Here is a 13,310-nt window from a genome sequence, read left to right on the forward strand (position 1 = left end):
GCCATTCCCGCCATGCCGTCCCTGCCGTGACCGCGCCCGCGGCATCAGAGTTCCGATGATTCCCTTCGACCTGCGGTCGCCCGCGACCGGCCATGCGCTGAAGTCCGACACCGCGCATTCCCTGCGCGATGCCGAAGCCGGCGAGCGCTGGCCGGTGGTCGACGGCATCCCCTATCTCCGGGTCGGCCGGGCCGACCTCGTCGCCCGCGTTCTCGCGCATCTCGACGCCGGCGAGGGCGACGCGGCGCTCGCGCTCCTGCTCGCCGATCAGGACGATTGGTGGACCGGCCCGCCGGCCGAGCCGGCCGACCTCTCCGCGCTGATCGCCGGTCGCGCCACGGCGACCCTGCGCGATGCCGTCCGCCTGCTCGGCTGGGGCCGCGTCGGCGATTATTTCCTGCACCGGTGGAGCGACCCGACCTATCTCGCCGGCCTCGCCCTGCTCGAAGCGCACTGGAACGATCCGGTCTGCGTCTTCGAGTTCGCCTGCGGCATCGGCCACTACCTGCGCACCCTGAAGCAGCGCGGCTGCAAGGTCGCGGGCGCCGACGTGGTCTTCGCCAAGCTCTGGGTCGCCCGGCACTGGGTGGTCGGCGCCGGTGCGCAGCTCGTCTGCTTCGATGCCGGCTCGGCGCATTGGCCGATCCCGGGCGCGCCGGTGGACCTCGTCGTCTGCAACGATGCCTTCTACTTCCTCGACGAGAAGGCGACGCTGCTCGACAACCTTCGCCAGAACGCCGGCGACGACGGCTGGCTGGCCCTCAGCCACATCCACAACAGCGACCGCCCCGGCTTCTCGGCCGGCCGCGCCGTCTCGGCTGACGAGATCGCCGAGCTGTTTCCCGACGCCCTCGTCTACGACGACGCCGAGCTGACCCGAGCCCTGGTCGCGGCGCGGGCGCCGAGCCCGCGCGCGCCGTCGGAGCTGCGGAACTGCGAGGCGTTCTCGGTGGTCGCCGGGCCGGGGATGCGGCCGGCGCCGCGTTCCGTCGTGGACGGGCTGACGCTGCCGAAGGCCGGCGCCGACCTCGTCCTCAACCCGCTCTATCGCCGCGACGAGACGGGCGGGTATGCCATCGCGTGGCCCTCGGAGCGCTACGAGGCCGAGTACGCGCCGCACGTCACCTACCCGCTGCGATCGGACGGTCCCGAAAGGCTGGTCTTTTCCGGCGGCATCGAGGCGGCGGAGATCGGACGCGTGCGCAGCCGGGAATTCATCGATCTCCCGGAGCGCTGGTGATGGATGCCGTCCGCTGGGGCATCGTCGGCTACGGCTGGGTCGCCCGCGACTACATGGCGCCGGGCATCCGCGCCGCCGGGCACCGCCTCGTCGCGGTGTGCGACCCGGGGGCGGCCTCCCGCGCCGCCGCCGAGGCCGAGGGCGCCCGCGCCTACGACAGCCTGGACCGGCTGGTCGCCGACCCGGAGATCGAGGCGGTGTACGTCGCGACGCCCAATCACCTCCACCGGCAGGCGGTCGAGGCGCTGGCGGCGTCGGGCAAGGCGATCCTGTGCGAGAAGCCGATGGCGGCGAGCCTCGGCGACGCCGAGGCGATGGCCGCGGCGGTCGCACGGTCGGGGGCGTTCTACGGCACGGCGTTCGACCAGCGTCATCATCCCGGCCATCGCGCCCTGCGCGACCGGATCGCCGAAGGCCGTCTCGGCACGGTGACGGCGATCCGCATCGTCTACGCCTGCTGGCTCGGGCGCGACTGGGCGGCCTGCCCCGGCCAGGACAACTGGCGCATCGATCCGGCGCAGGCCGGCGGCGGCGCGTTGATGGATCTGGCGCCGCACGGCCTCGACCTCGTCGACTACCTCCTCGGCGAATCGCTGATGGACATCGCGGCCCTCACGCAGGCGCGGGCCCAGGATTACGCGGTCGACGACGGCGCGCTGCTGATCGGGCGGACCGAGAGCGGGGTGCTGGCGAGTCTCAACGTCGCCTACAACTGCCCCGACGCGCTGCCGCGCCGCCGCCTCGAGATCGTCGGCACCAAGGGCCTGCTCACCGCGATCGACACGATGGGCCAGACCGCCGGCGGCACCGTGACCTTCACCGACGGTGCGACCGGCGCCTCCGAGCCCGTCGCCTTCGACGCGGAGGCGTCGCCCTTCACCGAGCAGGTCCGGGCCTTCGGTTCGGCGCTGCGGCGTCCGGCGGAGCGGGAGGCCTACTCGGCGGCACGCGACCTCCACACCATGCGGCTGATCGCGCGGGCCTACGGCGCGCTCGCCCCAGCAGACGGACCGAACACGTGACCGAGAACGACCAGGACGACCGCGCCCGCGATCCGCGCATCAAGGCGCCGCGGCCCTACAGCTTCGGCGGCCCGCGCCGAATCGAGGGGCTGCCGCAGAACCTGCCGGAGCCGGTGCGCGCCTATCTCGACATCCTTCCGCCGGGCCGGATCGTCGGGTTCCCCCTGGCGCCGCTCGACCGCACCGGCATCCCGGTCTGGTTCGTCTCGCTGTTCCTCGACGATCCGTTCTTCGTCGGCGCGATGCCGTCCGGCATCGGCTACGGCGCCACCGACGACGAGGCGCTGATCGGCGCGGTCGCCGAGATCGCCGAGAACCTGATGCCGTCGCTCGCGGTGATGCCGCGCAAGAAGGAGCGCGCGAGCTACCACGACCTCGTCAAGGTCTACGGCGCCGGCTCGGTCGCCGACCCGCTGACCCTCTGCCTGCCGGCCGGCTCCCCGGTGGGGCGCGACACGGTGCTGGAATGGACCGCGGCGACGCGCGCCAGGACCGGTGCGATCGTGCTGATGCCGCTCGACATCGCGGCCACCGATTATTTCGAGCTGTCGGAGGGCTACAAGCCCTTCACCAACCTGATCACCAACGGCCTCGGTGCCGGGCCTGACGTGCCGTTCGCGCTCGGCCACGGCGTCCTCGAGCTGCTGCAGCGCGACGGCAACGGCCTCCTGTTCCGTGCGCTCGACCAGGGCGTGATGCTCGACGTCTCGGAGGGCCTCGGACCCGAGACGCGGGCGATGCTCGACCACCTCGACGCGCTCGGCATCCGGGCGCTGCCGAAATTCGCCACCGACCAGTTCGGGCTGACCAACCTCTACGTCGTCGGCTACGACAAGGATCCGGCCGACGCCCCGGTGCCGATCGCGCTCTCGGCCTGCGGCGAGGCCTGCGACCCGGATCGCGAGCGTGCGCTCCGCAAGGCGCTGCTCGAGTTCCAGGCCGCCCGCGTGCGCAAGGCCTTCGGCCACGGGCCGCTCGCCTTCGCCGAGCGGGTGACGCCGCCGGGCTACGTCGGCGCGTTCATCGAGAAGGCGCTGCCGAGCCTCGACCTCGAGGAGAGCCGGGCGCTGAAGGCCATGCTCGAATGGATCGTGCTGCCCCCCGAGGGCCTGCGCGACGTCCTGAAGGACACGGTCTATTCCGAGCGGGCGACCAAGGCGTTCACCGACCTGCCGACGACCCCGGCCGCCGACGGTCACGCGCGCGGCAAGATCGCCTGCGACCGGCTCGACGAGGCCGGGTTCGACATCCTCTACGTCGACTGCTCGCCGGTGGGCGGCGCGGTCGGCGTTGTCAAGGCGATCGTGCCGGGGCTCGAGGTCGAGACCATGAGCTACTACCGCATCGGCGAGCGCAACGCCCGCAAGCTGATCGAGCGCGACCACCCGCTGATCACGTTCGGCACCCCGAGCGAGACCCTGCTGCCGGTTCGCCTGACGCCGGAGGCGATCGAGCGCTTCGGCGGCCAGCCGCTGTTCGACACCGCGCTGGCGGAGTCGATCGTCGGCAGCCACTATCCGCTCTACCGCGAGCCGGAATCGCACCATGCCCCGTTCCGGCTGGAGCAGACGGGGAGGGCCGCGTGACGCTTCGCTTCGCCTACAACACGAACGGTGCGGCCAACCATCGGCTCGACGACGCGATCGACCTGATCAAGGGCGCCGGCTACGACGGCGTCGCCCTGACGCTCGACATCCACCACCTCGACCCCTTCGCGGAGGGCTGGGCGACGGAGGCCGGTCGGGTTGCGAGCCGCCTGGAGAAGCTGGAACTCGGCTCGGTGATCGAGACCGGCGCCCGCTTCCTCCTCGATCCGCGCGCCAAGCACGAGCCGACGCTCGTCACCGCAGACGCCTCGGCCCGCGCGCGCCGCGTCGGCTTCCTCAAGCGTGCGATCGACATCGGCGCGATGCTGCATTCCGAGGCGGTCTCGTTCTGGGCCGGGGTGCCGCGACCGGGCGTCGACCCGGCCGAGGCGCGGGGCTGGCTCGTCGAAGGATTGACCGAGGTCGTGGCCTACGCCGCCGAGAAGGGCGTGATGCCGTGCCTCGAGCCCGAGCCGGGCATGCTGATCGAGACGCTGGACGACTTCGCCGCGCTCGAGGTGGGAGGCCTGCGCCTTGCCCTCGACACCGGCCATTGCCTCGTCACCGGCGAGCGCGACCCGGCGGCGGCGGTCCACGAATTCGCCGGACGCATCGGCACGGTGGCGATCGAGGACATGAAGCGCGGGGAGCACATCCACCTGCCCTTCGGCGAGGGCGACATGGACGTGCCCGGCATCCTCGAGGCGCTGGAGGCCATCCGCTACGACAAGCTGATCTGCGTGGAGCTGTCGCGCGAGAGCCATCGCGCCGACGCGATGATCCCGGCCTCGCTCGAATACCTCCGCAGCTGCCGGCGCGACGGGCCGCCCCTTCCGGACGACCAGGAGACCCGGCGGCAATGAGGATCTGCTTCGTCAGCCGGCGCTACTTTCCGGCGATTTCCGGCATGAGCGTCTACGCGCAGAACCTGCTGCGCGAGCTGGTCCAGGCCGGCCACGACGTGACGATGGTCTCGCAGTATCGCGGCGACGCGTTCGGCACCCGCGTCTACGGCGGCGGCCCGCCGCCCGCGGTGCCGGGCGTGCGGGTGATCGGCCTCGAGCAGGTCGGCGAGCAGACGAGCGGCGACTTCGAGCGCGACATCGACACGATGGTCGCGACCATCCGCGACGAGCACGCGCGCAAGCCCTTCGACGTCCTGCACGCGCAGTACGGATACCCGACCGGGTGGGCGGTGCTGCTGGCGTCCAAGGCGCTCGGCGTGCCGAACGTGGTCTCGATCCAGGGCGGCGACGGGCACTGGGTCGGGTCGTGCTGCGAGACCCACCGGGTCGCGATGTGCGAGGTGCTGGCCCACGCCAACGCCCTACTGATCGGCGGCGCCTCCTTCGTCGACGAGGTCTGCGACCGGCTCGGCTCCGACCCGGCCCGCTTCACCATCGTGCCCGGTGCCGTCGACACCGCGCGGTTCGCCCGCGGCGGCGACGGCCTGCCGGCGCCCCATGACGGACCGGTCCGCCTGTTCTATCACGGCCGCGTCGACCGCCGGAAAGGCGTGCTCGACTTCATCCAGGCCCTGGCGATCCTGCGCGAACGCGGCACGCCGTTCGCCGCCACGATCTCGGGCATCGGCCCCGACGTGGAGTCCTCGCACGCGCTGGCCGCGGAACTCGGGTTCTCGGACGCCGAGATCCGCTTCACCGGCTACGCCGATTACGACACCGTTCCGAGCCTCTATCGACAGGCCGACGTCTTCGTGTCGCCGACCTACGCGGAAGGCTTCTCCAACACGATCCTGGAGGCGATGGCCGCGGGGCTCGCGGTCGTGTCCTGCCACGCGGTCGGCGTCTCGGACTGCCTGCGCGACGGGGAGAACGGCCTCCTGACGATGCCCGGCGACGTGCCGGCGCTGGCCGAGGCGCTGACGCGGATCGTCACCGACGCGACCTTGCGCCGCCGCCTCGCCGGGGCCGCCCTGGAAGAGTGCCGCCGGGTGTACTCCTGGACGGCGGTCGGCCGTCAGATCATGGCGGTCTACGGCGAGGTCGTGCACGCGGGCCCGGCGACGGACTTCGCGGACACGCTCCCGCACGATCCGGCCTGCCGCTTCCGCGCCGAGCCGCACCTGCTCTAGCCGCAAGCCCCGATCCGATGCCCACCGCGCTCGCCCTGTCTCCCCACCTCGACGATGCCGCCTTCTCCTGCGGCGGCACGCTGGCGACCCTGGCCGCGTCGGGCTGGCGCGTGGTGATGGCGACGGTGTTCACGCAGAGCGTCCCCGGCCCGACCGGGTTCGCGCTCGCCTGCCAGCTGGACAAGGGGCTCGACGCGTCGGTGGACTACATGCGCCTGCGCCGCGCCGAGGACGAGGCGGCGGCCCGCTGCCTCGGGGTCGAGGTGCGTCACCTGCCGTTCCGCGAGGCGCCGCACCGCGGCTACGGCTCGGCGCCGGACCTCTTCGCCGAGCCCCGTGCCGACGACGGCATCGTCGAGCACCTGGTCCCCGCCTTCCGGGCGCTGCTCGAGGACATCGCACCGGACCTGATCCTCGCGCCACAGGCGATCGGCGGCCATGTCGACCACTTGCAGGTGGTCGCGGCCTTCCGCAGGACCGGGTCGCGGCAGCCGGTGCTGTGGTGGCGGGATTTCCCCTATACCGTGCGCGATACCGTGCCGAAGGCGCCGCTCGCCGCCTCCTTCGCCGGCCTGCCGGTCCGCCAGGTCGACCTCGATCGGGCCGCGCAGGAGGCGAAGGCCGAGGCCTGCGCCGCCTACGCGACGCAGCTCGGCTTCCAGTTCGGCGGACGCGCGGCGCTGATGGACCGTCTCGGCGCCGAGGGCGGGCGCGAACGCGTCTCGGTCGCGGGCATCCTGCCCGACGGCTGTCCCGGTTTCGATGCGGCCGCCTGAGCCCGGCACGCCGAAGAGCCTGGCCGACCCGGAGGTTCTGGCGGCGCGACGGGCGATCCGCGATGCCGGCCACGTCGCGCCGCTCCGCGCGATGGCAGCCCGGATCGCCCGAGAGTTCGACGCCCCCGTTCCCGACCCGGATCCCCTCGACGGCGGCATCCACGCACGCCTGCTGCTCCTGCTGGAGACGCCGGGACCGGCGATCGTCCGCACCGGCTTCGTCTCGCGCGACAACCCCACCGGCACCGCGGCCAACCTGTTCCGCTTCCTCGCGGAGGCGGGGATCGCGCGGGCCGACACGCTGATCTGGAACGCGATCCCGTTCGTGATCCATGCCGAGGGCGCCCTGAACCGGGCGCCGCGCCGCTCCGAGATCCATGCCGCGGCGCCCTGCCTCGCCCCGCTGCTCGCGCTCCTGCCCGACCTCGCCGTCGTCGTCCTGTCCGGCCGCGTCGCCGGCATGGCGCGTGAGACCATCGCCGTGCTGAGGCCGGGTCTTCCGGTGGTCGCGATCCCGCATCCGAGCCCGACCTACGTCTGCACCGCGCCGGACGTGGCCGCGCGCATCCGCGCCGGGTTGGGCGAGGCCGGCGTCATCCTGCGGACATGCGGCACGGCGAGAACCGGCTTTTCCGTGCCCGATTGAGAACGAGCCGGTGCGGTCGCTGGCCTTGGAGCGCCGATGGTTCTACATGCGGGGCAACGGGCAACGGCCCGAAACATCCGGCATCGAACCCGCGGCCCGCTCGCCGGCCGGGCGGGATATCCGGCGGAGGCGGACGCCGATCGGAATGAACGTCCACGATCAGCATCGCGGAACGCGCGATCATGCCGAGACGGCCGCGCCAGACGCGCCGATCCCGGCCGACGGCACGGCGGGCAAGGGCCGGCGCAGCCGCTACGCCTGGCTCGGCACCGCGGCGAGCATCATCCTGTTCGCCGTCTCGCTCGGCGTCCTGTGGAAGCTGGTCCAGACCGTCACCTGGGCGGATCTGCGCAAGGCGTTCGTCGAGGCCAGCTCCGACCAGCTCGGCCTCGCCTTCCTGTTCGTCTTCGTCAGCTACCTCTTCCTCACCGGCTACGACGCACTCGCCCTGCGACAGCTGCGGATCAAGGTGCCCTACCGGATCACCGCGCTCGCCTCGTTCACGAGCTACGCGGTGAGCTTCACGCTCGGCTTCCCGCTGCTGACCGCCGGCACGATCCGTTACTGGATCTATGCGCGCCAGGGCCTCACCGCGGCGAAGATCGCCGCGCTCACGGTCATCGCCGGCTTCACCTTCTGGCTCGGCATGGGCGTGGTGCTGGGCTTGAGCCTGATCATCGAGGCGAGCCAGCTCGCGGGCCTCGCCTTCACGTCGATCCGGATCAACCAGGGCGTCGGGCTGTTCGCGCTGGCCCTGGTGCTCGGCTATCTCGGCTGGGTCTCGGCCAAGCGCCGGCACGTCACCATCCGGCAATGGCGCCTGGAGCTGCCGGGCGCCTCCGTCTCCCTGGGGCAGATGGTGGTCGGCATCGGCGACGTCTGCGCGGCGGCCGCCGTGCTGTACGTGCTGATGCCGGCGGGCCTCTCCATCGGCTTCACCACCTTCCTGGCGATCTACGTCCTCGCGGCGATGCTCGGCATCGCCTCGAACGCGCCCGGCGGGCTCGGCGTGTTCGAGGCGACGATCCTGCTGGCGCTGTCGAGCCTGCCGCGGGAGCAGGTGCTGGGCTCTCTGCTGCTGTTCCGGATCTGCTACTACGTCGTGCCCTTCGTCACCGCGCTGGCGATGCTCGGCGCCTATGAGATCGTGAAGCGGGCGGGCCGCGCGCGCGGAGAGCCGTGAGCCTCGGCGGCCGCGAGCATGCCTGAGGCCGCCACGAGCCGGACGGCCTGGACCAGCGCGGCGACGGCGGTCTCGCTCGTCGGTCTCTTCGCGTACCACCGCGGCCTCCTCGACGGGCCGATGATCGCGGCGGGGCTCGCGGCGATCTGCGTCGGCGGCTTCCTCGCCACCCGCGGGCGCGACGCGATCGCCGCGTCACCGAGCCTGCGCCAGACCGATCGCCACGCGGTCGCCGAGGCGCTGCTCGCCAACATCCCCGACCCGGTGATCCTCATCGACCGCCGCGCGGTGGTGATTGAGGCGAACCCGGCGGCGCGGGCCCTGCTGCCGGCCTTGCGCCTGCGCCACCCCCTCTCCTTCGCCCTGCGCGCGCCGGACGTGCTCGACGCGGTGGAGGCGGTGCTGCGCACCGGCGCGCCCGCGAAGACCACCTACGCCGTCCGCGTGCCGACCGAGCGCGCCTTCGAGGTCCAGATCGGCGCGCTGCCGATGCCGGAGGGCGGCCAGCCGAACGTGGTGCTGTTCCTGCGCGACCTCACCGCCGCGCGGCGCCTCGAGGCGATGCGGGTCGATTTCGTCGCCAATGCCAGCCACGAGCTGCGCACGCCGCTGGCCTCGCTCCTCGGCTTCATCGAGACGCTGCAGGGCCCGGCCCGTGCCGACGCGCCGGCCCGCGAGCGCTTCCTCGGCATCATGCACAGCCAGGCGCAGCGGATGACCCGGCTGATCGACGACCTGCTCTCGCTCTCGCGGATCGAGCTGCGCGAGCACGTGGCGCCGACCCAGGTGGTCGACCTCGGCACGATCGCCCGCCAGATGGTCGATGCGCAAGGGGCGCTCGCGGCGGCCCGCGGCGTCGCGGTCGTCCTGGAGGCGGGGGAGGGCGCGTATCCGGTGCTCGGCGAGCCGGACGAGCTGCTGCGCGTCGTCGAGAACCTGATCGAGAACGCGGTGAAGTACGGCGGCCGCAGCGTCGTCGTCGGCCTGGCGCGGACGCGCGACGCGCTGCTCGGCAGCCGCATCGTGCTGAGCGTGCGCGACGACGGGCCGGGCATCGCCCCCGAGCACCTGCCGCGCCTGACCGAGCGCTTCTACCGCATCGACGTGGCGTCGAGCCGCCAGAAGGGCGGCACCGGGCTCGGCCTCGCCATCGTCAAGCACAGCCTCAACCGCCACCGGGGCCGCCTCGCCTTCGAGAGCGAGGTCGGTGCCGGCACGGTGGTGCGCGTGACGCTTCCCGAGCACCGCCCCCGCGCCGCGGCGGAGCCGACGGCGGAGGCCGATCAGCCGTAGGCGGCGATCGCCCGGGCGGAGCCGGGCTCGGCCACCTCGAGCCCCGAGCCGACATACTCGTTGAGCTTGTTGCGCAGCGTCCGGATCGAGATGCCGAGGATCTTGGCCGCATGGGTGCGGTTGCCGAGGCAATGGTCGAGGGTGTCGAGGATCAGGTCGCATTCGACCTGCGCCACGGTGCGGCCGACGAGCCCGCGGGTCGCGGCTTCCGCCACCTGGGCCGCGCGCGTCGCGGCACCGACCGGCGCGGCGATCGAGTCGCCCTCCGGCGTCAGGATCGCGTCGGCGCCGATCTCAGGGCCGGAGGCGAGCAGCACCGCCCGGTGCAGAGTGTTCTCGAGCTCGCGCACGTTGCCGCGCCACGGGTTCTTCAGCACCATCTCCTGCGCCGCCCGCCCGAGCGGCCGCACCGGCACGCCGTTCACCTCGGCATACTTCTTGGCGAAGTGCGCGGCGAGCTCGAGGATGTCGGCCGGGCGCTCGCGCAGGGGCGGCAGGCGCAGGTGGACGACGTTGAGGCGGTAGAACAGGTCCTCGCGGAACGTGCCCTTGCGGACCTCCTCGGCGAGGTTGCGGTTCGAGGTGGCGAGCACGCGGATGTCGACCTTGACCGGGGCCGAGCCGCCGACGCGGTCGATCACCCGCTCCTGCAGCGCCCGCAGCAGCTTGGATTGCAGGCGGACGTCCATCTCCGAAATCTCGTCCAGCAGCAGCGTGCCGCCGTTGGCCTCCTCGAAGCGGCCGATGCGCCGGGCGACCGCGCCGGTGAAGGCGCCCTTCTCGTGGCCGAACAGCTCGGATTCGAGCAGGGCCTCGGGGATCGCGGCGCAGTTGACCGAGACGAACGGCTTGTTGCCGCGTGCCGACTTCTGGTGGACGTGGCGGGCGAGCACCTCCTTGCCGGTGCCGCTCTCGCCGGTAATCAGCACCGAGGCCTCCGAGCGGGCGATCTGCTCGGCCAGGCGCACCACCTTATCCATCGAGGCGTCGCGCCAAACGAAGGCGCGTCCGTCAGCCGAGACCGCCTCGAGCACGGCGGCGATCAGGTCCGGGTCCGGGGGGAGGGGGATGTACTCCTTGGCGCCCGCCTGGATCGCGGCGACGGCGGCCTTCGCGTCGGTGGTGACGCCGCAGGCGACGACCGGGGTGCGGATGCGCTCCTCGCTCAGCGCCGCGACGAGGTCGCGGATCGAGAGCCCGACATCGATCATGATGAGGTCGGCGCCCTTGGCGCGCAGGACGTTCAGCCCCTGCGCGACGCCGTCGGCCTGGGTCACCGCCGCCCCGCGGTTCATCGCGATCTTCGAGGCGGTGATCAGCTCGCCGTTGAGCCGTCCGATGATCAAGAGCCGCATCGCAGTGTCTCCGTTCTAACTGTGTCGGCGCCGCGGACCGCCCCGTCGTGCACGGCGGAGCGCGGGGCCCGGGTCTCAAGAGGTCAGCGGTCGCCCTTGACGATCTCGGTCATCGTCACCCCGAGGCGATCCTCGACCAGGACGACCTCGCCGCGGGCGACGAGGCGGTTGTTGACGAAGATGTCGACCGCCTCGCCGACCTTGCGGTCGAGCTCCAGCACCGCCCCGGGGGCGAGGCGGAGCAGGTCGCCGATCGGCATCCGCACGGCACCGAGCACCGCCGACACCATCACCGGCACGTCGAAGAGCTGCTCGAGGTCGGAGGCGCTCTTGGGCGTCGTCGGCACGTCGCGGATCGAATCCTCGCCCGCGAAGACCGGATCCTGTTCGCCGAGCTGCGGCAGGCTGAAATCGTCGGACATCGGGCTCTTTCGATCTCTCAGGGTTCGACGGTGGTGCCGAGGGCATCGAGGACCGCGGCCTCGATGCGGGCGCGCTCGCGCACGATCCCGCCGTCGGCCCACTCGATGCGGGCGTCGCCCGACGCCATGTCGGGATCGCCCAGCACGACGAGGCGGCCCTCGTAGCCGCGCTCGCGCGCCAGCCGCTTCATCAGCCCCTCGGCCTCCTCGACGAGGCCGTCATGGACGCGCACGACAAGGTGCGGCACGCCGCGCAGGTGCTGGAGGGCGGCACGCGCCGCCTCGCCGATCGCGGCGAGCGGCCGGGCGTCGAGGGCGTCGCCCGCGATCTTGCGGGCGAGCAGCACCGCCACCTCGACCGCCTGGTCCTCGCGCGCCACGTCGCGGGCGTCGGCCTGCGCGATCAGCCCGGCGGCGGCGAGCGACAGGCGGGTCATCGCATCGGACAGCCGCGCCTGCGCCTGGGCCTCGGCCTGGGCGCGGCCCTCCTGCACGCCGCGGGCGTGGGCGTGGGCGGCGGCCTCGTCGGCGGCCTCGGCCGCGCGCACGCTCTCGCGGCTCGGCTGCGGCCGGCGGAAGTCGGTCTCGAAAAGGAACGGCGTCTTGGCCGGAGCGGGCTTGGCGTTCAATAGACCAGCTCCTCCTCGGCGCTGTTCTTGGCGATCATGATCTCGCCCTTGTCGGCGAGGTCCTTGGCGAGCTCGGTCATCTTGGCCTGGGCCTCGTCCACCTCCTTGAGGCGGATCGGGCCAATCGAGCCCATCTCGTCGGTGAGGTTCTTGGCGGCGCGGGTCGACATCTGCGCCAGGAAGAAGCCGCGCACGCGCTCGTCGGCGCCCTTCAGCGCACGGCACAAGGTCTCGTTGTCGACCGAGCGCATCAGCGTCTGCACGCTGCCGGGATCGAGCTTGAGTAGGTCCTCGAAGGTGAACATCAGCTCGCGGATGCGCTTGGCCGAGCCGCGGTTGCCCTGGTCGAGGGCGGCCAGGAACCGGCCCTCGGTCTGGCGGTCGAAGGCGTTGAAGACGTCGGCCATCATCTCGTGCGCGTCGCGGCGGGCGGATTGCGCGATGGTGGCGACGAACTCGACGCGCAACGTCTCCTCGATGTGGCGGAGCGCCTCCTTCTGCACGGTCTCCATCCGCAGCATCCGGTTGAGCACGTCGATGGCGAATTCCTCCGGCAGCAGGGTGAGCACCTTGGCCGCGTAGTCGGAGCGCACCTTCGACAGCACCACGGCGACGGTCTGCGGGTACTCGTTGCGCAGGAAGGCGGCGAGGATCTCGGGATCGACCTGGGCGATCGAGGCCCAGACCCGCTTGCCCGAGGCGCCCTTGATCTCGGCCATGATCATCGAGACCTGCTCGGTGGGGAAGATCTTCAGCAGCAGCGACTCCGTGCGCTCGAAGTTCGAGGTGATGCCCCCGCCGGTCGACAGCCGCGAGACGAAGTCGATGATCAGCTTCTCGACCGTCTCGGCTTCCAGCGATCCGAGCTGGACCATCGCGTGCGAGACCGTCTTGATCTCGTCCTCCTCCAGGCGCTGCCAGATCGGCGCCCCCTCGGCCTCGCCGAGGAGCAGCAGCAGCGCGGCGGCACGTTGCGGCCCCGGCATCGACGCGAACGCCGATCCCCCGAGGTCCTGCAAGCTCTCACCCAGTCCCGCACCCGCCGCCATCGTCCCGTCCCCTC

At 72.2% G+C, this 13,310-nt stretch carries 13 protein-coding genes; 9 read left to right on the forward strand and 4 right to left on the reverse strand.

Going from position 1 to position 13,310, the window contains the following annotated elements:
- Positions 1-55 precede the first annotated feature (55 nt).
- From MKK68_RS05120 to MKK68_RS05160, 9 genes are all read left to right on the forward strand, one after another.
- On the forward strand, positions 56-1,240 hold the full coding sequence (locus MKK68_RS05120; RefSeq protein WP_244029124.1) for a class I SAM-dependent methyltransferase: 1,185 nt from the start codon (positions 56-58) through the stop codon (positions 1,238-1,240).
- Complete coding sequence (locus MKK68_RS05125; protein ID WP_244029126.1) at positions 1,240-2,262, forward strand: Gfo/Idh/MocA family protein; 1,023 nt, start codon at positions 1,240-1,242, stop codon at positions 2,260-2,262. Before MKK68_RS05120 ends, MKK68_RS05125 begins: the two co-directional genes overlap by 1 nt.
- Complete coding sequence (locus MKK68_RS05130) at positions 2,259-3,848, forward strand: YcaO-like family protein (protein ID WP_244029128.1); 1,590 nt, start codon at positions 2,259-2,261, stop codon at positions 3,846-3,848. Before MKK68_RS05125 ends, MKK68_RS05130 begins: the two co-directional genes overlap by 4 nt.
- Positions 3,845-4,711 carry a sugar phosphate isomerase/epimerase family protein gene (locus MKK68_RS05135; protein WP_244029130.1) on the forward strand — a complete coding sequence of 289 codons (867 nt, stop codon included), beginning with the start codon at positions 3,845-3,847 and terminating at the stop codon, positions 4,709-4,711. The genes MKK68_RS05130 and MKK68_RS05135 overlap by 4 nt, the downstream gene beginning before the upstream one ends.
- Positions 4,708-5,943, forward strand: coding sequence for a glycosyltransferase family 4 protein (locus MKK68_RS05140; RefSeq protein WP_244029132.1), 1,236 nt, complete (start codon positions 4,708-4,710; stop codon positions 5,941-5,943). Before MKK68_RS05135 ends, MKK68_RS05140 begins: the two co-directional genes overlap by 4 nt.
- A gap of 17 nt (positions 5,944-5,960) precedes the next feature.
- Positions 5,961-6,719, forward strand: a complete 759-nt coding sequence (locus tag MKK68_RS05145; protein ID WP_244029134.1) for a PIG-L deacetylase family protein — start codon at positions 5,961-5,963, stop codon at positions 6,717-6,719.
- A complete protein-coding gene (locus tag MKK68_RS05150; RefSeq protein WP_244029136.1) occupies positions 6,706-7,365 on the forward strand; it encodes a uracil-DNA glycosylase in 660 nt (219 codons plus the stop codon). The genes MKK68_RS05145 and MKK68_RS05150 overlap by 14 nt, the downstream gene beginning before the upstream one ends.
- Positions 7,366-7,510: 145 nt before the next feature.
- Positions 7,511-8,548, forward strand: coding sequence for a lysylphosphatidylglycerol synthase domain-containing protein (locus tag MKK68_RS05155; RefSeq protein WP_147842486.1), 1,038 nt, complete (start codon positions 7,511-7,513; stop codon positions 8,546-8,548).
- 18 nt (positions 8,549-8,566) lie between these two features.
- The gene (locus tag MKK68_RS05160; protein ID WP_244029138.1) at positions 8,567-9,841 is read left to right on the forward strand and encodes an ATP-binding protein; all 1,275 of its coding nucleotides are present in this window, start codon (positions 8,567-8,569) and stop codon (positions 9,839-9,841) included.
- Here MKK68_RS05160 and MKK68_RS05165 read toward each other — a convergent pair.
- The 4 genes from MKK68_RS05165 to MKK68_RS05180 form a co-directional block, all read right to left on the reverse strand.
- Positions 9,832-11,196 (reverse strand): sigma-54-dependent transcriptional regulator, encoded by a 1,365-nt coding sequence (locus tag MKK68_RS05165; protein ID WP_244029140.1) that lies wholly within the window; start codon positions 11,194-11,196, stop codon positions 9,832-9,834. The genes MKK68_RS05160 and MKK68_RS05165 overlap by 10 nt on opposite strands.
- 83 nt (positions 11,197-11,279) lie before the next feature.
- Positions 11,280-11,618 (reverse strand): flagellar motor switch protein FliN, encoded by a 339-nt coding sequence (gene fliN / locus MKK68_RS05170; protein WP_244029142.1) that lies wholly within the window; start codon positions 11,616-11,618, stop codon positions 11,280-11,282.
- Positions 11,619-11,635: 17 nt separating this feature from the next.
- Complete coding sequence (locus MKK68_RS05175) at positions 11,636-12,247, reverse strand: FliH/SctL family protein (protein ID WP_147859732.1); 612 nt, start codon at positions 12,245-12,247, stop codon at positions 11,636-11,638.
- Positions 12,244-13,296, reverse strand: a complete 1,053-nt coding sequence (locus MKK68_RS05180; RefSeq protein WP_147728882.1) for a flagellar motor switch protein FliG — start codon at positions 13,294-13,296, stop codon at positions 12,244-12,246. Before MKK68_RS05180 ends, MKK68_RS05175 begins: the two co-directional genes overlap by 4 nt.
- Positions 13,297-13,310: the final 14 nt, after the last annotated feature.

It is taken from the genome of Methylobacterium sp. E-016 (assembly GCF_022829745.1).
Classification (GTDB): domain Bacteria; phylum Pseudomonadota; class Alphaproteobacteria; order Rhizobiales; family Beijerinckiaceae; genus Methylobacterium.